The organism is Pseudarthrobacter sp. KH_020_B (assembly GCF_057840185.1).
Map to the genome: position 1 here is coordinate 47,604 of NZ_CM174506.1, position 21,292 is coordinate 68,895.

At 63.3% G+C, this 21,292-nt stretch carries 12 protein-coding genes and 3 pseudogenes; 7 read left to right on the top strand and 8 right to left on the bottom strand.

The window, feature by feature from the left end; all coding sequences use genetic code 11:
* The first annotated feature begins 196 nt into the window (after window positions 1-196).
* Both AC3IT0_RS00230 and AC3IT0_RS00235 read left to right on the top strand, forming a co-directional pair.
* The gene (locus AC3IT0_RS00230) at window positions 197-1,576 is read left to right on the top strand and encodes an MFS transporter (protein WP_489321848.1); all 1,380 of its coding nucleotides are present in this window, start codon (window positions 197-199) and stop codon (window positions 1,574-1,576) included.
* Between the two features lie 300 nt (window positions 1,577-1,876).
* Window positions 1,877-3,947, top strand: a pseudogene (locus tag AC3IT0_RS00235) (amylo-alpha-1,6-glucosidase).
* Window positions 3,948-4,205: 258 nt separating this feature from the next.
* On the opposite strand, the gene AC3IT0_RS00240 reads toward AC3IT0_RS00235, so the two are convergent.
* On the bottom strand, window positions 4,206-5,570 hold the full coding sequence (locus AC3IT0_RS00240; RefSeq protein WP_489321849.1) for an MFS transporter: 1,365 nt from the start codon (window positions 5,568-5,570) through the stop codon (window positions 4,206-4,208).
* A 132-nt stretch (window positions 5,571-5,702) separates the two neighbouring features.
* Complete coding sequence (locus AC3IT0_RS00245) at window positions 5,703-9,569, bottom strand: hydantoinase B/oxoprolinase family protein (protein WP_489321850.1); 3,867 nt, start codon at window positions 9,567-9,569, stop codon at window positions 5,703-5,705.
* A gap of 462 nt (window positions 9,570-10,031) precedes the next feature.
* Between AC3IT0_RS00245 and AC3IT0_RS00250 the strand changes: the two genes are divergently transcribed.
* Window positions 10,032-10,805, top strand: coding sequence for an N-carbamoylsarcosine amidohydrolase (locus tag AC3IT0_RS00250; protein WP_489321851.1), 774 nt, complete (start codon window positions 10,032-10,034; stop codon window positions 10,803-10,805).
* A gap of 353 nt (window positions 10,806-11,158) precedes the next feature.
* On the top strand, window positions 11,159-11,971 hold the full coding sequence (locus AC3IT0_RS00255; protein WP_489321852.1) for an IclR family transcriptional regulator: 813 nt from the start codon (window positions 11,159-11,161) through the stop codon (window positions 11,969-11,971).
* 222 nt (window positions 11,972-12,193) lie between these two features.
* On the opposite strand, the gene AC3IT0_RS00260 is transcribed toward AC3IT0_RS00255, so the two are convergent.
* The 5 genes and pseudogenes from AC3IT0_RS00260 to AC3IT0_RS00280 form a co-directional block, all read right to left on the bottom strand.
* Entirely contained in the window at window positions 12,194-12,997 is an 804-nt protein-coding gene (locus AC3IT0_RS00260; protein ID WP_489321853.1) for an IclR family transcriptional regulator, read from the bottom strand.
* Between the two features lie 832 nt (window positions 12,998-13,829).
* Window positions 13,830-14,193, bottom strand: a pseudogene (locus AC3IT0_RS00265) (recombinase family protein); the annotation flags it as partial.
* A 17-nt stretch (window positions 14,194-14,210) separates the two neighbouring features.
* A complete protein-coding gene (locus AC3IT0_RS00270; RefSeq protein ID WP_489321854.1) occupies window positions 14,211-15,311 on the bottom strand; it encodes a threonine aldolase family protein in 1,101 nt (366 codons plus the stop codon).
* Entirely contained in the window at window positions 15,308-16,066 is a 759-nt protein-coding gene (locus tag AC3IT0_RS00275) for an SDR family NAD(P)-dependent oxidoreductase (protein WP_489321855.1), read from the bottom strand. The genes AC3IT0_RS00270 and AC3IT0_RS00275 overlap by 4 nt, the downstream gene beginning before the upstream one ends.
* A complete protein-coding gene (locus tag AC3IT0_RS00280; protein WP_489321856.1) occupies window positions 16,063-17,466 on the bottom strand; it encodes a DUF6421 family protein in 1,404 nt (467 codons plus the stop codon). The genes AC3IT0_RS00275 and AC3IT0_RS00280 overlap by 4 nt, the downstream gene beginning before the upstream one ends.
* 979 nt (window positions 17,467-18,445) lie before the next feature.
* Between AC3IT0_RS00280 and AC3IT0_RS00285 the strand changes: the two genes are divergently transcribed.
* Window positions 18,446-19,864, top strand: a complete 1,419-nt coding sequence (locus AC3IT0_RS00285; RefSeq protein WP_489321857.1) for an amino acid permease — start codon at window positions 18,446-18,448, stop codon at window positions 19,862-19,864.
* Between the two features lie 12 nt (window positions 19,865-19,876).
* On the opposite strand, the pseudogene AC3IT0_RS00290 reads toward AC3IT0_RS00285, so the two are convergent.
* Window positions 19,877-20,080: pseudogene (locus AC3IT0_RS00290) on the bottom strand (recombinase family protein); the annotation flags it as partial.
* Window positions 20,081-20,244: 164 nt separating this feature from the next.
* Here AC3IT0_RS00290 and AC3IT0_RS00295 point away from each other — a divergent pair.
* Window positions 20,245-20,484, top strand: a complete 240-nt coding sequence (locus tag AC3IT0_RS00295; protein ID WP_489321858.1) for a hypothetical protein — start codon at window positions 20,245-20,247, stop codon at window positions 20,482-20,484.
* A 126-nt stretch (window positions 20,485-20,610) separates the two neighbouring features.
* Window positions 20,611-21,279: a GntR family transcriptional regulator gene (locus tag AC3IT0_RS00300; protein WP_489321859.1), complete on the top strand. Its 669-nt coding sequence runs from the start codon at window positions 20,611-20,613 to the stop codon at window positions 21,277-21,279.
* Window positions 21,280-21,292: the final 13 nt, after the last annotated feature.

A 21,292-nucleotide genomic window follows, 5' to 3' on the forward strand; every position in this document is an offset into this window, starting at 1 on the left:
AAGTGCAGAATCCCCGTAAGTCTCCTCGTCTGACGGGAAGAATTATGGGATAACCCTTGACTTGTTGCTACTACAGGAAATAAGTTGTTGTATGACCAACGGTGATCTGGATCATATGTGCGACGCATTGCCCCAGTGGCTAGGCTGAAAGTGAAGCACCTCGCGGTCTTGGCGCCATCCCCTGAATGGAGACAACATGGAACGCGACCTTGCAGATAATTCCCTGGAGAAGGTGAGTCCTGAGCGCCTGCGTAAGGTGGTGCGGGCCTCTTTTGCGGGGACGGTGGTGGAGTGGTTTGACTTTGCCATCTACGGCTACATGGCAACACATATTGCCGCGACCTTCTTCTCGTCCACGGATCCGGTAACGGGTCTGCTGGAGACGTTCGCCGTGTTCGCTGTCGCGTTCGCGCTGCGGCCCTTAGGCGGGATCTTCTTCGGACGCTTGGGCGATCGCCTTGGACGTAAAAAGATCCTGGTGCTGACCGTCCTGCTCATGTCCGGGTCTACGGCCGCAATCGGACTCATCCCAAGCCACGAGACGATCGGCATCTGGGCCGCCGTTCTGCTGGTGCTTGCCCGGTGTTTGCAGGGCTTTTCTGCCGGCGGCGAATACGCGGGCGCTACCATCTACGTCGTCGAGCACAGCCCCGACGGCCATAGGGCCCGCTACTCGTCCGCCATGTCCGCGGCGACGTTCTCCTCATTCGCCCTCGCCGCTGGACTCGGAGCGCTGCTCAGCTTCTTCCTGCCGGCGGCGGCCATGGGCGATTGGGGCTGGCGCATCCTCTTCCTGCTGTCAGTACCGATGGGCCTGATTGCCTTCTACATTCGCGCCAAACTCCACGAGTCCCCCGAGTTCCAAGCGATGATCGATGATTCCGCCGCCCGCCCCGCCCCGTCTTTGGGAGCCGTCTTCCGCACCCAGTGGCCCGCGATGCTGCGCCTGGGCGGGTTCGTGATGCTCACGGCGCTCTCCTTTTACATTTACTCCACGTACATGTCGACCTTCTTGATCAAGGTGGTCGGCCTGCCCCCGCACCTTGCCCTGTTCTCGAGCTTGATCTCGCTGACCCTTGCAACGGCGCTGGCCCCCGTCATGGGCCGTGTCTCGGATCGCATAGGGCGCCGCCGCACCATGCAGACCGCCGCCGGTCTCCTGGCCATCCTCACCATTCCGGCGTACATGATCGCCGAACAGGGAACGTTCGCAACCGCCGTTGTCAGCCAACTGCTCATAGGACTCGGCGCCGTGACCGCTAACGTGGTGACCTCGGTCCTGATGTCGGAAATGTTCTCGACCGACGTGCGCTTCGCGGCATCAGGCGCCTGTTACAACATCACCTACGCGGTATTCGGCGGTACCGCACCCTTCCTGGCAACGTGGCTTGTCGCGGGAACCGGATACTCGCTCTCCCCGGCGATCTACGTCGCAACCATCGCCGTCGCATCATTCCTCGTCGCCACCTTCCTCATGCCCGAGACCGCAGGACGGCCTCTGCGCCGCTACCACGACGACCCCGTGCCCGCAAAACGTGCGCACGCCGTGGCCTCAAGATCGTTGCCCGGCGCCTGAGGCCCCAGGGCAAGTAAAATGCTCGGCCGCCGTCCGGACCTGTGTAGGTCCGGACAGTGGCTGGCCATGCCGCGGCCGATCGCGATGGCACAGATCCGCCGGTGGATGAAAGGGACGGTTTGAGGAAACCTGGCCTTCCTCATTGCCGCCTTATTCAACTCTCTCGGGCCCCTTAGAGGCCCTGCTCTGGCAACCGTGAACCGACGGGCGTAGCGTTCGAATAGAACGACGGCGGCGGTCGCAGCCTGACCAAGGACCGGCACGCAGCCGTACTGTGCCAATCCGCTCAAGGAGCCGGAAATGGCTGGATGGAACTCCGATACGGAGGCCGGGCCGCTGGGCGCCGGGACAATCACGTTGGTGGAAGGTTCATCCTTCTGCATCTCGCTGCCGAATGGGGACATCCAACCCGAACTCCCGCACGGGGTCTTCTTCCAGGACACGCGCATCCTGTCCCGCTGGAACCTCACCGTCAACGGCCAGCTGCTGGAGCCGTTGGCGGCGGAAACGAAGGAACCCTACCGGGCGTTGTTTGCCGGCCGTGTTGCCCGTTCTGACGGGTATGCGGACAGCCCGCTGCTGGTGGAGCGGCTGCGCGAGGTGGGTGTCGGCATCACAGAGAAGATTACGGTACGAAACTACTCGCTGGGACGAAACCCGGCAGCGGGACGCGGGTTCGCTGACGATCCGGGGCACTTGGCAGGATGCCCGCAAGGGGATCGTCATCAACGCCGACGGCGCCGATCATGTTGGTGTGGACGCCTTGACATATCGCACAGTTGTCCCGCCGCATGGCCACTGGAGCACCGTGCTGAGCGTGGTGCCTGCCGTGGACGGAACCGGCCCGGCTGCACCGTTTGTTCATCCGGCACCGGGAGATATGTCTCCGCGGGACCGGCGCCGGATGGAGTGGGTGGCGAGGATTCCGGTGCTGCAGATGGGAAACCGTTCCATCGAACGGACCCTGCAGCGCAGCTACGACGATCTGGGCGCGCTCAGGATCGAGGACCCGGCACATCCGGACAGGGTGGTGGTCGCCGCCGGGGCGCCGTGGTTCATGACCCTGTTCGGCCGCGATTCACTCTGGGCCTCGGAGATGGCTCTGCCGGTGGACCCGTCCCTGGCCCTGGGCACGCTGCAGACGCTGGCCGACCGCCAGGGCCAGGTCTTGGACCCGATGAGCGAGGAGGAACCGGGGAAGATCCTGCACGAGGTCCGGCTCGGCGTCTCCAGCGGTCTGTCCTTGGGCGGTAAGCCGGAATATTATGGCAGCGTCGATGCGACCCCGCTGTTTGTGAGTGTGCTCGGGGCCGTCAGCCGCTGGGGGTTCGACAAGGGGACCATTGCCGCCCTGCTGCCCAACGCGGACCGGGCACTGGACTGGGTCCGGGACTACGGGGACCGCGACGGCGATGGCTTCGTCGAATATGGCCGCCTGAATGATCAGGGGCTGATCAACCAGGGGTGGAAGGATTCCTGGGACGGGATCAACTTCGCGGACGGCACCCTGGCGGAATCGCCGATCGCCCTGTGCGAGGTCCAAGCCTACGTCTACGCAGCGTACATGGCGCGCGCGTGGATGGCCTACGACACCGGCGACATGGCAGTGGGTGACGAGCTCACCGACCGGGCGGCAGAGCTGAAAAAACGGTTCAACGAACAGTTCTGGCTGCCCGATCGCGGGTACTACGCGATCGCGTTGGATAAGGATAAGCGCCCGGTGGACGCGTGCGCCTCTAATATGGGCCACTGCCTCTGGTTCGGTCTCGTGGATGAGGACAAGGCGCCGCTGGTAGCCGAGAAGCTGATGTCCCCGCAGATGTTCTCCGGCTGGGGCGTTCGCACCCTGGCTTCCGACATGGGGGCTTACAACCCTGCGAGCTACCATAACGGCTCGGTGTGGCCGCACGACAACGCCATTATTGCGGCCGGCCTGGTGCGCTACGGTTTCGTGGAAGAAGCCCAGCGGATCGCCACGGCCCTGCTGGAGGCCGCACAGTACTCGGACGGCCGGCTGCCCGAGCTGTTCTGCGGCTTTGACCGGGAACGGTTCAGCCAGCCCGTGCCGTACCCGACGGCGTGTTCGCCGCAGGCCTGGGCGGCGACGGCGCCGATCCTGCTGGTGACCAGCCTGATGCGCTACGACGCGCATGTATCCCGTGGTGGTCTGTGGCTGGACCCGGTACTGCCGGAGGCCTACGGCGACCTGCACATCACCAACGCCCCCATGGCCGGCGGCCGGATTACCATCGACATTTCCGGTTCCACCACCTCCGTCCAAGGGCTGCCCGAGGGCATGGTGCTCCACCGCGGGCACCGGCCGTGGATGACCGAGCTGGTGGAGCAGGCCAAGCTGCGCAAGGAAGCTTAGCGGAACGAGCGGCCCGTCAGCCCTCTTCGGCAACCTCGGCATGCCCACCTCCTGCTCAGCCAGACGGGGAAGAGGTGCAGCAGCAAACCCGCTGTAGCGGTAGATGACGGGGGTGCATTCATGGTTCAGGCGGTGTCAGCGCCAGTGCTTGAGGGCGGTGAGGACCTGCCTTATTAAAGTCATCGGCACGGCGGGAACTCTCTGATGTTCAGGGAGTTCCCGCCGTGCCGATGGTGTTGTGGTGCGGGTTCGTCCTTGTCAGTCCGTGCGGACCTTGCTGGGGTCCACGTTCCGGGCGGCAAAGATCAGCAGGCCGGAGGCCAGGATAGGGATGACACCCCACCAGAGGGTGGCGTTGATCCAGCCGGCGCCGGCGGCGAGCGTGGCGGTGATCAGCAGGCCGCCGATGATCGCCCCGACCTGACCGGAGGCGTTGATGATGGAGGCGCCCGTTGCCCGGGTGTGGACGGGGAAGCTTTCGCCGGTGAAGAACAGCAGGGCCGAGAAGGGGCCGATGAGGAAGAACAGTCCAGCGCTGTACAGCCCGATGATGAGCGGGAAGTTCCCGTTCGGTGCCTGGAGCATGGTGAAGAAGGAGACGGCGCACAGGATCCAGCCGATTCCGATCGCGTTGCGGCGCCCGATCCGGTCGCCGAGCCAGCCGTGGAACAGGTAGCCGGCGAAGGCCGTGGCGTTGGAGATGATGAGGACCAGCAGTGCGTTGTCGAACTCGATGTTCTTGCCATCCGGTGCCGTAAGCAGCGACGTGCCGAGGATCGCGAATGCAAGGACGCCGAGCCAGTTCAGGAGGAAGGCTCCGCCGATCGTCAGGGTGGACCTCAGCGATTCCCCGCGGAAGACGGAGACGAGTGGGCTGGCTTTCTCCGAGACGTCGATTCCGTATTTGTTACCGAGTTGCTGTGCCTCTTCCACCCGACCGTCCTTGATCATCTTGTCGATCTGGTGACGGTGGGCGAACTGGGGGCTCTCCTTGAGCCAACGTCCGGCGAGGACGATGAAGATGGCGGGGAGGGCGGCCACGACGAAGCAGAGCGCCCACCCGCCGATGGGGAACAGCAGGTAGACGGACCCGGCAGCCAGGACGGAGCCCACCGGCCAGCCGGATTGGACGAGTGAGTAGATGAGACCGCGGCGGCGGGCCTTGGCGGGATCGCTCTGGTGGGCAAACATCTCGTTGAGATACGCCGCGTTGATGGCTTGCTCGGCGTAGCCGAGGCCGGCCAGTGAACGCACGAGGATCAGGAAGACGATTCCCAGGCCGGCAGCGATGCCCACAACCCAGCCGACAGTGGCGGTCAGCAGGGAGGCGACGGCGGCACCGACGACGGCGATCAGGATCCCCTTGCGGCGGCCGATCCGGTCCACGATCGGGCCGATCGCGAAGGCCACGAGGGCAGTGCCGGCGGTCACCCAGGTATTGATCCCCGTGGACTGGGCCGCGCTCCAGCCCAGGTCTGCGGCCAGCACCGGCAGGAGGTTGCCAAACAGGACGAAGTCATAGACGGCGAAGGTCCAGGCGAAGAAGCATATCCAGGTGGCCAGCCGGACGTCTTTGGGGGTGACGTCTGACTCGACGAATCTGGAGAGTGGGGCAGTGGACATAGCGGTTCCTAATTCACGGGGATGGGTGGGTGGTGTGATGAGGATGTAATGCGTACTGAAAGAGGGGACGGTCTGCAGGCCAGATTCGCAAACCTGGCCTGCAGACGCCCCCTCAATGCAGGTGTTCGTAGATCAGCTCACGGTGCTGAGCTCGGAAACCGAGATCTCACGGCGTCCGGCGGTGGCCTCCAGGTCGACCGTGAGCTTGCCGTTTACCTCTTTGAGGACCACGCCGTAGTCCCGGTCGGCTGCCTCGGCGGTTGTGAAACCGTCCAAAACGTCCTCGAGGACCTTCAACGGGTCCCGCTTGTGCGGGTCACCGAAGCCGCCACCGCTTGGCACGGTGATCTGGAGGGAGTCGCCGGCCAGCAGCTGACGACCGGTGACCTTGGACGGCCAGGACTCCTCCCCCGCCCGGCCGACGTTCTTCACCAGCGAGCCGTTGAGGCCCTCATGGCCGCCGAAGGCGCCCCACGGAACGTCCGACTCGTGGCGTTCACCCTCACAGGTGATCGCGGTGTCGGTCAGGAACGTGTTCTCCCGGACGATGCCGATGCCGCCGCGGAACTCGCCGGCCGCCCCCGGCTCGGAACGCAATTCGTAACGGTCCGTGCGCATCGGGAACCGCCACTCGAGTTCCTCGATCGGGTTGTTGCGGGTGTTGGCGATGAGGTTGTCCACTGAGTCCGGCCCGTCGCTGGTGGCGCGGGCGCCGTAGGCGCCCTCGTTGACCTCGAGGTAGACCCAGTACTCGCCCTGTTTCTCGTCCCATCCTGAGTAGGAGATGAAGTGAATGTGGGCGGAGTTGCCGGCCGTGACGCGTTCGGGGATGACGGGGGCGAGGGCCCGCAGGGCCAGGTCGACGGCCCGCTGTACCTGGGAGAACCGCGAGAAGGTCGCCGCCGGGTACTTCGGGTTGAAGATGGTGCCCTCCGGTGCGATCACCTTCAGCGGCTTGAGCATGCCCTCGTTCTGGGGTACGAACACCGGGAAGGCGACCTCATCCAGGAACATCATGCGCGTGATGAACGTGAACGCCGAGACTGTCGTTCCCTCGAAAGCGCAGTTGTAGGCGGTGGGTACTTGTTCGGACGACCCGGTGAGGTCGTAGGTGATCTCGTCACCCTCGACGATCACCTTCACAACGATTGGCAGCTTCTTGCCGTAGTTGCGTCCATCGTCATCCAGGTAGCCGACCTCCGTCTCGTAGACGCCGTCGGGGATCTTGGCGATCTCCTGGCGCAGCATCCGCTCCGAGTAATCGATCCAGCTCTGGCCGGCGTCGCGCACCGCGCCGAAACCGTACCGCTCGATGAGGGCGGTGTAGCGCGTTTTGGCCAGCTCGCAGGCGGCGATCATGGCCTGGAAGTCGCCCTCGTTGGAAGTGGGTGTCCGGGTGTTGTTGAGGATGTGCCGGATCAGCGATTCCTGGCGGACGCCTTTCTCGTAGACCTTCACCGCCCGGAAAATGGTGCCTTCGGACTGGATGTCCTGGATGTCAACCATCAACCCGGAGTATGCCCCGCCGTTGTCGATCAGCTGGCCGGAGGCGCCGGCGAAGCCGACGAGTTCCCCGTCGTGGAAGATCGGTTCGATGATCGCCACGTCGGGAGAGTGCGTGGCGCCCAGATACGGGTCATTGTGCAGGATGACGTCACCGTCGTGGATGTCATCGCCGAGGACCGAGATCACGCCCTTGACGATCTTGGGCATGGAGCCCATGAACATTGGTGTGGAGTCGGACTCGGCCAGCACGTTGCCGTCCTTGTCGAACAGGCCTGCACCGAGGTCCTCGGACTCGCGGATGATCGAGGAGTAGGCCATCCGGAACAGCACCGAAGCCATTTCCTTGGCTGCGGAGTTCAGGGCACCGCCGATCACGCGCATCAGGATCGGGGTGGCCAGTTTCTCGGCGCTCTGGGCGGCGGCCGGGCAGTCGACGACGAGGTTGCCGGCCGGGTCCACCGTTCCGGAGAATCCCGGCGGAATGACGACGGTGGAGTCGTACTGCTCGATGATGGCGGGGCCGGCGAAGGTGGTTCCCACGCCCATCCTGTCGCGGTCATAGAAGCCGGTGTCCAGGGTGACCGGCTTGCCATCCTGTTCGAAGGTCACCGGGCGGGTTTCGACCAGGGCGTCCTTGAGGGAACCGGACTTGATCGCTTCCGGCGTGGGCAGGTCATCCATCACCGCGCTGGCCTCGACACGGATGTTGATGACCTCCACGGTGCCGTTCTTGAAGCGGTGGCCGTACTCCTCAAAGTGGGCGTCGTGGAAGGCTGCCTCGGCCTTTTCCAGCCAGACCTGGTTGACCGGTCCGGCGGGGGCGGTGAAGCGAATCTCGTATCCCTGGCCCTCGTAGCGGGCGTCGGCGAGCCAGTCAAGCTTGCGGCGTTCGGCCGGGACGTCCTCGGCATCGAGCTGGGCGTTGGCCTCGCGCTCCAGCTGTTCGTAGGAGCCCTGGATGGCGGCAGGGTCCGCGTTGGCGAACGTGAACCGCCGGGTCGCGACGAACTCATACTTCTCGTCGGTAGCCAGCAGGCCGGTGGCGGCCATGATGCCGGGGTGGGCCGGGATCAGCACCTTCGGGACCTCCAGCTCCGCAGCGATCTCGCAGGCGAACAGTGCGCCGGCGCCGCCGGCGGCGACGAGGGTGAAGTCGCGCGGGTCGTAGCCGCGGCGTACGGAGTTCTGCTCGATCGCCTGGGTCATGCCGAACTTCTGGATCTGCAGCGCGCCGAGGGCTGCCTGGTCCACGGACATGCTGAGCTTTTCTGCGAGCCCTTCCATGGCCTTTCGGGCGCCCTCGAGATCCATGTCCATTCCTGAGCCTGCCAGGACGCGGTCAGGGCGCATGCGGCCCAGCAGCACCTGGGCGTCAGTTGATGTCGGCTCCGTGCCGCCGCGGCCGTAGCAGACCGGTCCAGGGACGGCGCCGGCCGACTGGGGACCGACGCGGAAGACCCCGCCGGCGTCGACGTAGGCGATGGAGCCGCCGCCGGCACCAATGGTGTCGATGTCCACCATGGGGACCATGGCCTGGTGATCGCCGATCTTGGTATCCAGCAGGTGACGCATGCGCAGCTCACCCTGGTAGGCCACACCGATGTCCGCCGAGGTACCACCGATATCCAGGGTGACGACGTTCTCGAATCCGGACTGGCGACCGGCCCACATGCCGCCGATCAGACCGCCGACTGGTCCGGACATCATCAAGGTGACGGGCCGCTTGGCAGCCTCCTTGATCGGAACCATGCCGCCGGAGGACTGCATCAGCAGGATCTCCCGCTTGTATCCCAATCCTTCTGCCTGCTCCTGCAGACGGTATAGGTATTTCGAGACCCGGGGCCCGACATAGGCATTCAGCGCGGTGGTGGAGAATCGCTCATACTCCCGGTACAGGGGCACGATTTCGCTGGACAGGGACAGGTACGCCTCGGGGAATTCTTCCGCGACGATCTCCCCGATCCGCTTCTCGTGGGCCGGGTTCAGGTACGAGTGCAGCAGGCAGACCGCGATGGCCTCGACTCCGGCCGCCTTCAGCTCGAGGACGCGCTCACGGACCTCGTCCTCGTTCAGGGCAACCAGCACGTCGCCGTTCGGAGCAGTGATGCGCTCCTTGACCGTGAGCCGATGACGGCGCTTGATCAGAGGCTTGGTCTGCCACGGCAGCTCCTGCTGGAGGGAGAAGTTGTACGGCTTCTTATGACGGGCGATGTGCAGGATATCCCGGAAACCCTCGGTAGTGATCATCCCGACCTCCGCACCTGTATGCGTCAGCGCGGTATTCGTAGCCACCGTGGTCCCGTGCACCAGCTGGTCGATCTCCGCAAGCGAGACACCGGCCTTCTCACAGAGCTTCTTGATGCCGTTGATCACGGCCTCAGACGGGTCGTGCGGGGTGGACGGAACCTTCTCCACAACGGCGATGCGCTGGGCGTCGTCTGAAAAATACAAGTCGGTAAAGGTGCCGCCGACGTCTACTCCGATGCGCTTCATACTGGGGTCCTTTCGGAAGTGAGGCTCAGGACTGCGTTGAAGGGGAAAGCCTGCGTGGGCCTCGCGGCCATTCGGCCACCCCCATCTGGAGTCCGCTGGGGTTAGACCGCAAATCTATGTGCCATAGGTCACAAAGTTGCTTAGTAAGCAATGTAGTTCCCGTGGAAGCAACGCGCAATGGCTAGCGGCTCTTTTTTTCAGGCGCCCCCCCTTCCCCGGCAGACCGGATGCTGCAAGTAGTCAAAGGTTGACCCCCACCCGCTTTTGGATAAACCGCCTTGCTCCGAGTTCATGCTTTCTGGAAGACGGCCCTGGATCACTCGGGTGACGCGGGGCCTGGAAGCGAATTCCGGCAAACCTCAGAAAAAAGGTTGTGCGTTGCGCAAACAGCAACTACTGTGATGGGACAGCAACAAAATGCGGACAGGAAAAAGCCCGGTCCCCGAGAGAGTGGAGACAGCCATGACCACAGAGACGTTCAACGACATCGAAGCCCGTCTTGCAGCAGTGCTTGAGGAGGCGTTCGAAGCCGGAACCAGCATCTACAACGAGCGAGGCTTCAAGCGTCGGATCGGCTACGGCAACCGCCCCGCCGTCATCCACATTGACCTCGCGAACGCTTGGACCCGTCCGGGCCACCCGTTCAGCTGCCCGGGCATGGAGACCATCATCCCGAACGTCCAGCGGATCAACGAGGCCGCGCGCGCCAAGGGCGTCCCGGTCTTCTACACCACGAACGTGTACCGCAACCGCGACGCCACCTCCGGGACGAACGACATGGGCCTGTGGTACTCAAAGATCCCCACGGAGACCCTTCCGGCAGATTCCTACTGGGCGCAGATCGACGACCGCATTGCACCCGCAGAGGGCGAGGTCGTGATTCAGAAGAATCGCGCCTCGGCGTTCCCCGGGACGAACCTCGAACTCTTCCTGACCTCCAACCGCATCGACACCCTGATCGTGACCGGCGCGACCGCGGCCGGGTGCGTGCGCCACACCGTCGAGGACGCGATCGCGAAGGGCTTCCGCCCGATCATCCCCCGGGAGACCATCGGCGACCGCGTCCCGGGCGTCGTGCAGTGGAACCTCTACGACATCGACAACAAGTTCGGTGACGTGGAGTCCACGGATTCGGTGGTGGAGTACCTGAACAACCTCCCGCAGTTCGAGGACACGGTCCCGAAGACCCTCTCCGATCCCCAGCCCGAGGTGGCGTGCCCCGCGGATCCGGCCTGAGCCGCACCACACGCTCGGATCCCCGCGGCCCGGCATCCCCAGGCCGACCCGACGACAGCCGGCACCCCTCAGCGGGTGCCGGCTGTCGCCGTGGACGTCGAGCCGCTGGAGAACGTCATCCAGTACCTCAACAACCTGCCCAACTTCGCCGACACTGTTCCGACCTCGGCGATCCCGGTCAAGACCCCGTGAGCTAAGCGGATCCTCTCACCACGGCGCGGTCCCGGATCTCCTGGGCCGTGCCGCGGCGGGCCCGCAGCGGCCGGCGGCCAGGCCTCCGGCCAGAGGCGGAAAGGGCATCGTACGATGACTGATACGGGTGACTTCCACTAGCGCCCGAAAAGGGAGAACTCATGCTGGAGCCACAAACCACCGCCGACAAACCGCAAGGGGCGGCAGCATCGCTGCTCAACGGTCTTACCGTGCTCGAAGCCTTCTCCGTCGCCAAGCGGTCGCTCCTGGGCGTCACGGAGATCTCCGAACTCGTCGGCCTGCATAAGAGCACCGTCTCCCGGATGCTCACCGGCCTGGACGAAGCCGGATACGTGCAGCGCGACGAAGACACGGGACGATACCGCCTCGGACTCGGGATGATCGGCCTGGCAGGACCGCTGCTGGCCGAACTCGGCGTCCGCCGTGCCGCCCTGCCCCACCTCGAAGAACTCACACAGGCCACCGGCGAGACGGCCGCGATCGCCGTCTGGAACGGCACTAACGCGATCGTTGTGGAACAGACGGCGAGCCCCCACCAGGTCAAGCACAGCGCGGCGATCGGCACGCGCTATAACAAGCTCGCCAGTTCCTCGGTCCGTGTGTTCCTCGCCGAACTGCCGCCCGAGGAGACGGACCGCCTTCTGGCCGGCCGGACAGTGCTGCAAGACGGCTATCGGGGACTCGAGGACCGTGCCCACGAACAACTGGCCGAGGTCCGGGACCAGGGCTTCGCCGTCAACGACGGCGAGACCACGTACGAGGAATACGGCGTATCCGCCCCCGTGCGGGATTACCGGGGTGCAGTCGTCGGCTGCATCACAGCCAGCGCACCCCGGGCCCGAGTGCAGCACCAGCAGAGTCAGTCGATCCTGCGCGAAGCTGTGGTACAGGCCGCCGAGCGCGTATCGACACGGCTGGGAAGCCTGCCGGGGGAAACAAACCCAGTGCGCTGACGGCCCAACCAGCTCCTCCGGGCAGGACCCGATGGCTCTGCGCGCCGTTTTCTTCTTGGATTGCCAGAACACCGACCGGACTTCAAGCAGGGCCACCCCCGGCAGGTGACAGCTGCTCCCTCACGGAATACTTCTTCCCCAGGCAACAGCGCGGTCGCCTCTCGACCCGAAATGCCGTCGGGTACCCGATGTTGCTGACGCTCGCCTAGCTGCATGGATGAATCAGCCAGGAAGCGAAGCCGACCAGCCCAAGCGGGTGGATACTTCCGAGGCAGCAAGCTGTACGGCCTGAACCAGAGCGTCCCTTGTGGCGTGCTTGTGCACCCGGGAACGCGGAGCGGATGCAGTAATGCAACCCACCACCTTGCCCCGGTAATCCCGAACCGGAGCGGAGACCCCGAACTCCTCCTCCGTCGTCGAACCATCGTTAACGGCGTATGCCAGACGGGCGACTTCCTGCAGGTGGGCAGTGTGGTCCAACGGCAAACCATCTCCCGCCGTGCGTAGTATCTTCCCGGATCCGATCAATTCGGTCGCGAGAGCCGGCGCCAGCTCCGCCAGGAAGACCCGCACCGAAGAGCTCTCGAATTTGTTGTACCGGGTTCCGATGGTGGCAGTATGTTTGACCTGATATGGGCTGGCCACCTGCTCCACGACGATCGCCTCGTGACCATTCCAGACCGAGATAGCGCTGGTCTCCTGGGTACTCTCGGTCAACTGCTCCAAATACGGAACCGCAGCACGGCGGACATCCAGATCCGCCAGCAAAGGAGCGGACAACGCCAGGAGGCCCAGCCCGAGCCGATACCGTCCCGTCTCCTCATCCCGCTGGACATATCCAGCTTCCGTCAAACCTCCAAGAATGCGCGAGACCGTGCTCTTGTGAAGGCCAACACGCTGAGCAACCTCGGTCACACCCAGAACCGGATTTTGAACGGAAAAGGCTTCTAATACAGCAAGCCCATTCAACAGCGACGCCGCAGCTCCCTGAACCTGCCCGTTCTCCTGCCTCGGCCTGCCTGCCACCTTCATCCTTCCGCATTGCGTGGCTAACCCGCCACTCTTTTGGCCATCATATGCCGCAATCCAGGCGCGGATACGGAAGATGCGGTCGCATGGGCGCGCCTGCTCAAATCAGGTGTGGACGCGGGCTCGCAGACGAAACCCGCTCGGAAACGGTGGTGAGCCACTCGGCAGCCGCGAAATGAGTCCACACGACGGAGATCGCGACGGTAGCGCTTGTTGTCGGGTGAGAGGGTGGGATGCCGCACCGGCGGTGAACCGGGCTTGAGGTAGCACTGGGCGCGGCAATGGCGTTTGTCGCTCGGCTGACTCTATGGTCACGAGTCCTAAAGAGGACAGCAGCGCGAACGCGGTTCAGGCACGTAGAAGCCCGCCGATGGGGGAGCGGCAGGGCTGTCAGACCCCCCACACTACTTGGCGGCGCTGGACACCTCAGCGGGAAGGCCTGCCAGCCTATGCCTTGGCGATGAAAAGAGATGCACGAAGGTCAGTATGGCGTCGACTCCGAATTGGCCCCTATAGTGCCCTGCCGCACAGGCATCAGGAAGACTCTAAAAACTGATATGGACGAACCGGCGATTCCCTTTCTGTACTTTCTGACATGGCTGGACCGGAACTCGGTTCGCCACCAGCCCGTTAGGGACCGTCGGCCTTCCCGTGAGCTGGGAGTTTCTAGCTCGCACGCATACCTCGCGGAAAACATGCCGGAAAAGTCCAGGTCGAAGTCATTCTTCTGGGTGTTCCTCGCGCATTGACGAAAGGCCGATAAAGGACCTTCCGTCACGTTACGGCCGGCCCGGCTACGAAACATTGGCGAGGCCGGCAGGGGAGCGGTTCACTCCAGCTTGGCGTGGCGTAGGTACTGATAGACGGTCTCCCGGCTGATCCCGTAGTCGCGGGCACGGACGGCTTTCGGACTCCGCTGCCGGCGCTCTGGACCAGTTCGGCGGCCCGTTCCGGTGTGAGGGTCTTTTTCCGTCCTTTGTAGGCGCCGCGTTGCTTGGCCAAGGCGATGCCTTCGCTTTGGCGTTCCCGGAAAGAGGGAACGTTCGAATTCGGCGAAGGCACACATGACGGAGCACATCAGACTGGCCATGGGGGAGTCCTCCCCGCTGAACTCCAGGCTCACCTTGACGAACTCCACCCGCACCCCTTCGGGTCAGGCCCTGGTCGAAAGCGCGCAGGTCATCGAGGTTCCGCGTTCGTCCTTTCGTTGTTAAGTCGGGGAGCCTACGGCTTCCTTAACAGCGGCCAGAAGAGTTTGGACATCGGTTTCCGTGGTGTCCCAGGAGCACATCCACCGGACTTCGCCGCGTGCTTGGTCCCAGTCATAGAAGCGGAAAGATTCCCGGACTTTCGCGGCTGCGTGGGGTGGAAGGACGGCAAAGACGCCATTCGATTGTGTGGCTTGCGTCAGGGATACACCGTCAATGGCGGAGATCCCTGCGCTGAGACGTTTCGCCATCTCGTTGGCGTGGCTGGCGGAGCGCAGCCACAACCCATCTGTTAGCAGGGCTATCAGTTGCGCAGAGACAAACCGCATTTTTGAGGCCAGCTGCATGTTCATCTTGCGCAGGTAGCTCATTCCCGGGTCCGACTGTGGGTTGAGCCAGATGACGGCTTCGCCGAACAGCAGCCCGTTTTTAGTGCCACCAAAGGACAGGACGTCGACACCGACGTCGGTGGTGAACGCCCGCAAAGGAAGCCCGAGATGTGCGGCAGCGTTGGCCAGTCTTGCCCCGTCCAGGTGCAGTTTCATGCCCTTGGCATGGACGTGTTCAGCGATCCGTTGAATTTCACCGGGCGTGTAACAGGTCCCGAGTTCGGTGGTCTGGGTGATCGATACGACCAGCGGTTGCGCCCGATGCTCGTCTCCCCACCCCCAGGCTTCGGCGTCGATCAATTCAGGGGTGAGTTTGCCATCGGGTGTGGGGATCGAGAGGAGCTTTATACCGCCGATGCGTTCCGGGGCGCCGTTTTCGTCCGTATTGATGTGCGCTGTTGCTGCGCAGATGACAGCGCCCCAGCGGGGGAGCAGGGCTTGCAGGGCAAGGACGTTGGCCCCGGTGCCATTGAAGACTGGGTATGCGGTGGCAGCTGTCCCGAAGTGGGACCGGACGAGCTCTTGAAGCGCGGCTGTATAAACATCTTCGCCGTATGCGGTGACATGGCCCTCGTTGGCTGCCTGAACTGCTTCGATGACTTCGGGGTGAGCCCCGGCGTAGTTGTCCGAAGCAAAGCCCCGGTAGGCCGGGTCGTGCAGGCGCGCCGACAGTCCCTGCGGGAGGCCTGTTTTGGAATCAACGCTGACGCTCATGCCGGTAAACCCACGAGCTGGCCGGCAGCGAGGGACAAGCGCTGCCCGTTGATCTGCTCTGCCTCTACGTCGAAGATCTGCTGAACAGCGTCGGCAAGGACACTGACATCGGTGAAACCCGGGAATTTCCGTTCCGGCTGCGCTGCTCGCATCCGGTCATCGACGAGAGCCTTGACGACGAAGATCAGGGCGGCCGAGTGCTGCGCGGAGGGAGGGCTTTCCTTTCCGCCCTGCAGGTGCCGGAAGCCGTCAGCCACGGCCAGGGTCCATGCCTCCGCCGCGGACTTGACGGCGGCATAAGCGGCGCCGTCCGCTGTCGGGGAGGAAGCGGACTGTGCGGAAACGATGGCCAGGCGTCCCACAGGGGAGATAGCTAAGTCATCGTAGAACGCGCGGCTGGTGTTCCTCAGGGTGGTGAGGACGCTGGTGTGCAGGAAGGCCCAGTCTTCATCCGCCTGGCCACTAATGCCGGCGCCGCCTCGCCACCCTCCTACAAGGTGGATAAGGCCGTCAACGGGACCCAGATCGTTCCGGACCGAGGTTGCCAAGTCCTCAACGGCCTGCAGGTCCGCGAGGTTGCAGACATAGCCCGCGACGTTCGCGTACGCTCCCGAGAGCTCCTGCACCCGGTCCTCAAGAATGTCCACCGCGGCTACGCGTGCCCCTGCCTGCGAAAGGGTGCGGACTACTGCGACGCCGGCTGCGCTTGTCGAACCGGCGACAACGACCGTACGCCCCGAGAGATCCCGACTCATTCGCCCGCCTCGCCCTCAGTCTTGACAGGGCTCTTACCGGTGATTCCTGCTGTTGAGTCAATAACAGGGCGCATCTTCTTCTCCAGTGCCTCGTAGAACATCGACAGGGGGAATTCGTCATCAAGGATCTGGTCCGTTAGACCCCGGGGCGGGCCGTCCAGCGGAAGGGCCTCTGGTCCCTTGGCCCATACGGAGGCCGGGTGGGGGGTGAGGGTTTCCGAGACGAGCTCGTAGGCAGCCAGCCAGTGTGCCGTCTTCGGCCGGTCGATTGAACGCCAGTAGAGTTCCTCGATGCGGAGACCCAGCTCGACGACCACGCCGGCGACGTCCTTCCAGTCGATGCTCAACTTTCCATCGGTCCAGTGCAGGACCCGGTGCTGGTGCATCCAGGCGAACAGCAATTGGCCGCCCACGGCGTCGTAGTTACGGACCCGGTTCCCGGTAATCGCGAAGCGGAAAATGCGGTCGAAGATCACGGCGTACTGGACCAGCTTGGCGTGCTTGCGGGCGTCCTCGGAAGCCGTTTCGTCCCGCTCGATGAGGACTGATTCGCGGAAGGCGGTCAGGTCACAGCGGAGCTCCTCCAGGGAGTACAGGAAATACGGCATCCGCTGCTTGATCATGAACGGGTCAAAGGGCAGGTCACCGCGCATGTGGGTCCGGTCATGGATCAGATCCCACATCACGAAGGTCTTCTCCGTGAGGTGCTGGTCTTCGATGAATTCCGCGGCGTCAGCCGGCAGGTCCAAGGAAGTGATGTCGGCAGCAGCTTTCAGGACGCGACGGAACCGGGCAGCTTCGCGGTCCGCGAAAATGCCTCCCCAAGTGAAGGAGGGGGTGCTCCGGACCGCTACGCTCTCGGGGAAGAGAACTGCGGAGTTCGTGTCATAGCCGGGCGTGAAATCGACGAAGCTGATGGGGACGAACAGCTTGTTGGAGTAGTTTGCTGCCTCCAGTTCAGCGACGAAAGAAGGCCAAATGACCTCGATGAGGACGGCCTCGAAGTAGCGGTTGGTGCTGCCGTTCTGCGTGTACATGGGGAACACAACCAGGTGCGCCAACCCATCGATGCGCCACTGCTCGGGGTGGAAGGCTACCAATGAGTCGAGGAAATCCGGTACGACGAAGCCCTCGGACGCCCACCGCTGGAAGTCCTGCACGAGCAGTTCCAGGTATTCGCTGTCGTGGGGAAGGTGAGCGCGCAGGTCGTTGATGGAGTCAGTGATGATGCTGACATTCTGGCGGGCCTGGTCACGGTCAACGGGTTCCGGAACGGAACCGTCCTGGACCTGAACCTGCTGCAGCCCGATGACGGCGGCCTTCAGAGCCTGCCATGCCGGGAGCGTCTTAAGGTCTTCTGCCTGGGTGGCTGTCACTTCGAGGTTTGCAATTACAGACATGCTCGTTCCTTCCGTTCAGGGATTCCTGAAGAACGTAGCAATGCATAAGCAGGGGTGAAAGCCGGATCCCTTATGCGTAAGGGATTCTGTTGCTAGGCGAGGTTCCTTCGCCGCTATGCATGAGAAGGGCCTTACTGTCGCATATCTCAAGGCATTCCAGAAACGTCGGCCTCGCGGTTCCAATAGAACCGAATTCCCGCCGATACTGCCAGCGCGGCCACAGCGTCCACCCGTTCGTGACCCATGCTCACGCCCCGCGTAAGGAGAGGCTCAGTGCGTTTAGTCATGCAGTGATCCTGAAAATTGCTGTGACACTTCTTGCTGCGTCTTACCCCCCCGGCTTTTTCGTTTGATGCCAATCGCCTGCCGTAGCAGCCCATCAGCGCTGCTTACTCACTGTGCGAGCCAAATCAGCAATTCTTACGCTCAGCGCGGGTAATGCCTGCCTTTTCGTAAGGACTTGGCGCGTTCGACGTGCAACATTCGCCTCGCCAGAGGTCGCCTCCTTCTCATGTGTTAGCTTGATCACCTTCCTTCCCGGCCCGGGGCGCCGGAAAGCTTTTCTTAACCGCAGCTACCTTTTCGGAGGCATCATGGGACTTGGCTCCCACACGCAAACAAATGATCGGGCCTTTGCTCCCGGCACCCCTGTAAACGGTCTGTGTTCCCGTTCAGGCCTGTACCTCAGCGCGGGGCCCACCGCGCAGGCAGGACCCCGAGGGAACGGTTCGGCCTACCCGCTCGGAACGGCAAGCGAAGATGCCTGCACCGGTCGAGCCACTGGCAGTACGGGGAACCTGAGCCGGAGCGCGCTGATGCCCTTCGGGGGTGTTGCATGACGCTAACGAACGGAACTTCCGCAGATATCAAGCCAGATAAAGTGGCGCAACATGGTTCTTCCCTTGCGACAGGGGCAGATCGTAGCTCCGGCGAAACCGCCAACGAGCTCAAGCGCGGATTAAGCAGCCGCCACCTGCAGATGATTGCCATTGGCGGTGCGATCGGTACCGGGCTGTTTGTTGCCTCGGGCGGCACCATTTCACAGGCGGGTCCCGGCGGTGCGTTAGCCGCCTACGCGCTGGTCGGGCTGATGGTATTCCTGCTGATGCAGTCACTGGGCGAAATGTCGGCCAAAATCCCGGTCGCCGGTTCCTTCCAGTCCTTTGCCACCCGTTTCGTCTCCCCGTCCTTTGGGTTCGCGATCGGCTGGAACTATTGGTTCAACTGGGCCATCACCGTGGCCGCCGAGCTGGTCGCGGCCGGAATCATCATGGATTTCTGGTTCCCGGGGGTTCCCGGCTGGGTATGGGCCGGGATCTTCCTGCTGGTGTTGACCGGGCTCAACGCCCTCTCAGCGAAGGCCTTCGGTGAGTCGGAGTTCTGGCTTTCCCTGATCAAGGTCAGCGCAGTGGTGATCTTCCTGATCGCCGGCGTGCTGATGATCTTCGGCATCCTCGGCAATTCCTCCCCAGGACTAAGCAACTGGGAAAACCGCGAAGATGTATTCCACGGGGGTTGGGTCTCGATCATCTCGGTCTTCATGATTGCCGGGTTCTCGTTCCAAGGCACCGAGCTGGTGGGTGTCGCAGCAGGCGAAGCCAAGAACCCACGACGCGAAGTGCCAAAGGCTATCCGCACTGTCTTCTGGCGCATAATGCTTTTCTACATCGGTGCCATCTTCATCATCGGCTGCCTGATCCCATTCACCGATCCGAGCCTGCTGGCATCCGGCGAAGCCGATATCGCAACATCCCCGTTCACCCTGGTCTTCTCACGCGCAGGGATCGCCTTTGCAGCGGCCTTGATGAACGCGGTGATCCTGACCGCCATCCTGTCCGCTGGCAACTCCGGACTATATGCCTCCACCCGGATGCTTTACGCCATGGCCCATGACGGCATGGCCCCGAAGATCTTCGGCCGAACCAATACGCGTGGAGTGCCGATCCCGGCCCTGCTGGCTACCGCGTCCGTGGGACTCTTCGGGTTCCTCTCCGCGATCATCGGCCAGGGCGCGGCTTACTCCTGGCTGCTGAACATGTCAGGCCTGTGCGGCTTCATCGTCTGGGCGGGAATCGCCATCTCCCACTACCGTTTCAGGCGCGGCTTCCTCGCCCAGGGAAATAAAGTCAGCGACCTGCCGTACAAAGCATCCCTGTTCCCCGTCGGCCCACTGTTGGCCTTCGCCTTGCTGATCCTGGTAATCGCAGGACAGAACTACGAGGCAGTGCTTGCCGGACGGACTCTGGAGGTGCTTTCCTCCTACATCGGACTGCCGATCTTCATCGCCCTATGGCTGACTCACCGCTTCATCACCAAATCAAAAGTCGTGCCGCTGCTCGAGATGGACCTCACAGGACCAAAGGACCTCGAGGACGAACCTCGGGGCGGCACCCAATAACCATGCTGCTGCGCGGCTACCCTTTACAGCGCAAGGGCCGCGCGGCAGGGCGGTGCCTTCCCTCTGGCTTTCCCTGATGAGGGAGCGTTCGAATTCGGCGAAGGCACCCATGACGGAGAGCATGAGGTTGGCCATGGGGGAGTCCTCCCCAGTGAAGACCAAGCCCTCCTTGACGAACTCCACCCGCACGCCCTTGCGCGTCAGGCCCTGCACCAGGTTGGTCCGGGTTGCAATTTCGTATCGCAGCGCACAATGGGGCGACACATTCGGCGCGGGGAAGCTTGCCTTGAATGATTTTCCCAGCCTCTTCCAGCCCCGTCTTAGTTCTTCGCGTTGCAGGGGGCCCGGGCACTGTCCCGGCACCCGCCTTAGGCGGTTACTTGGCCAGCGTGGCCGCACAACTCCGCGAGGTTGAGGACACCGAAGATCCGTTCTTTGCCTTCCTGGTGTGTGCGGCGTCGCCTGGACTTGCAGACGGAGCCAGCGCCTTTCTCAAAATCCTTGGGATTGAACTGGTGGAGGGAATGCGTGGCCACCTTGTTGCCGGTGACATTGATGGGCACGTTCCGGGTGGCGTCGCGGCGCCGCTCGCGTACGCCGTGTGGGATAATCCGTACTAGTGGTCATTACCGGACCGCTCCACGATTAGAGGGGCCGCATTGCGAGCGACAGCGACAGCCGGAAGCGCTCGGCAGGCTATTGGTGCCATCAGCAACTCTCAGGTTCCCAAGCACGAGCAGCTGCGGGTGATTATCCTCAAGTTGGTCAAGGAGGAACTGGAGCCGGGGGCGCGGCTTCCCAGTGAGCGAACGCTCATGGATTCTTATGGCGTCAGCCGGATTACGGTCCGCGCGGCCATTGGCCGCCTTGTCCATGAAGGGCATTTGGTGCGGGTTCCGGCCAAGGGTACCTTCGTGGCGGATTCCCCTGTTCAATCCACCCTGCATTTGGCCTCCTTCACGCAGGAGATGGAGGCCATGGGTCATGTTCCCAGCACTGTGGTGCTGGTGGCTGAGGCCGCTGACGCTCCCGATGCCATCGTTGAGGCATTGGGTCTGGGGCCGGGGTCCGAAGCCATCCATCTGCGTCGGCTTCGTCTGGCGGACGGTCGGCCGGTGAGCGTTGATGACGCCTGGTATAACCCTGACTATGCGGGTGGCCTGCTGGACATTGACTTGACCGGTTCTGTCTATAGGGCCCTTGCCGCACAGTTCGGCTACCAGATCGACCGGGCCCGGCAAAGCGTCCGCTCGGAGGGCGCGCCAGCGGATGTGGGGGCGCTTCTGGGCACAGGCACGGGGGCACCGGTGCTGGTGTTTGACCGTGTTTCATTCTCGGGAAACCTGGCGATCGAGCATTCCCGCTCGTGGTATCGGTCCGACCGGTACTCACTGACCATGGAAGTGCGGCTTTAGGGCCGCACTTCCA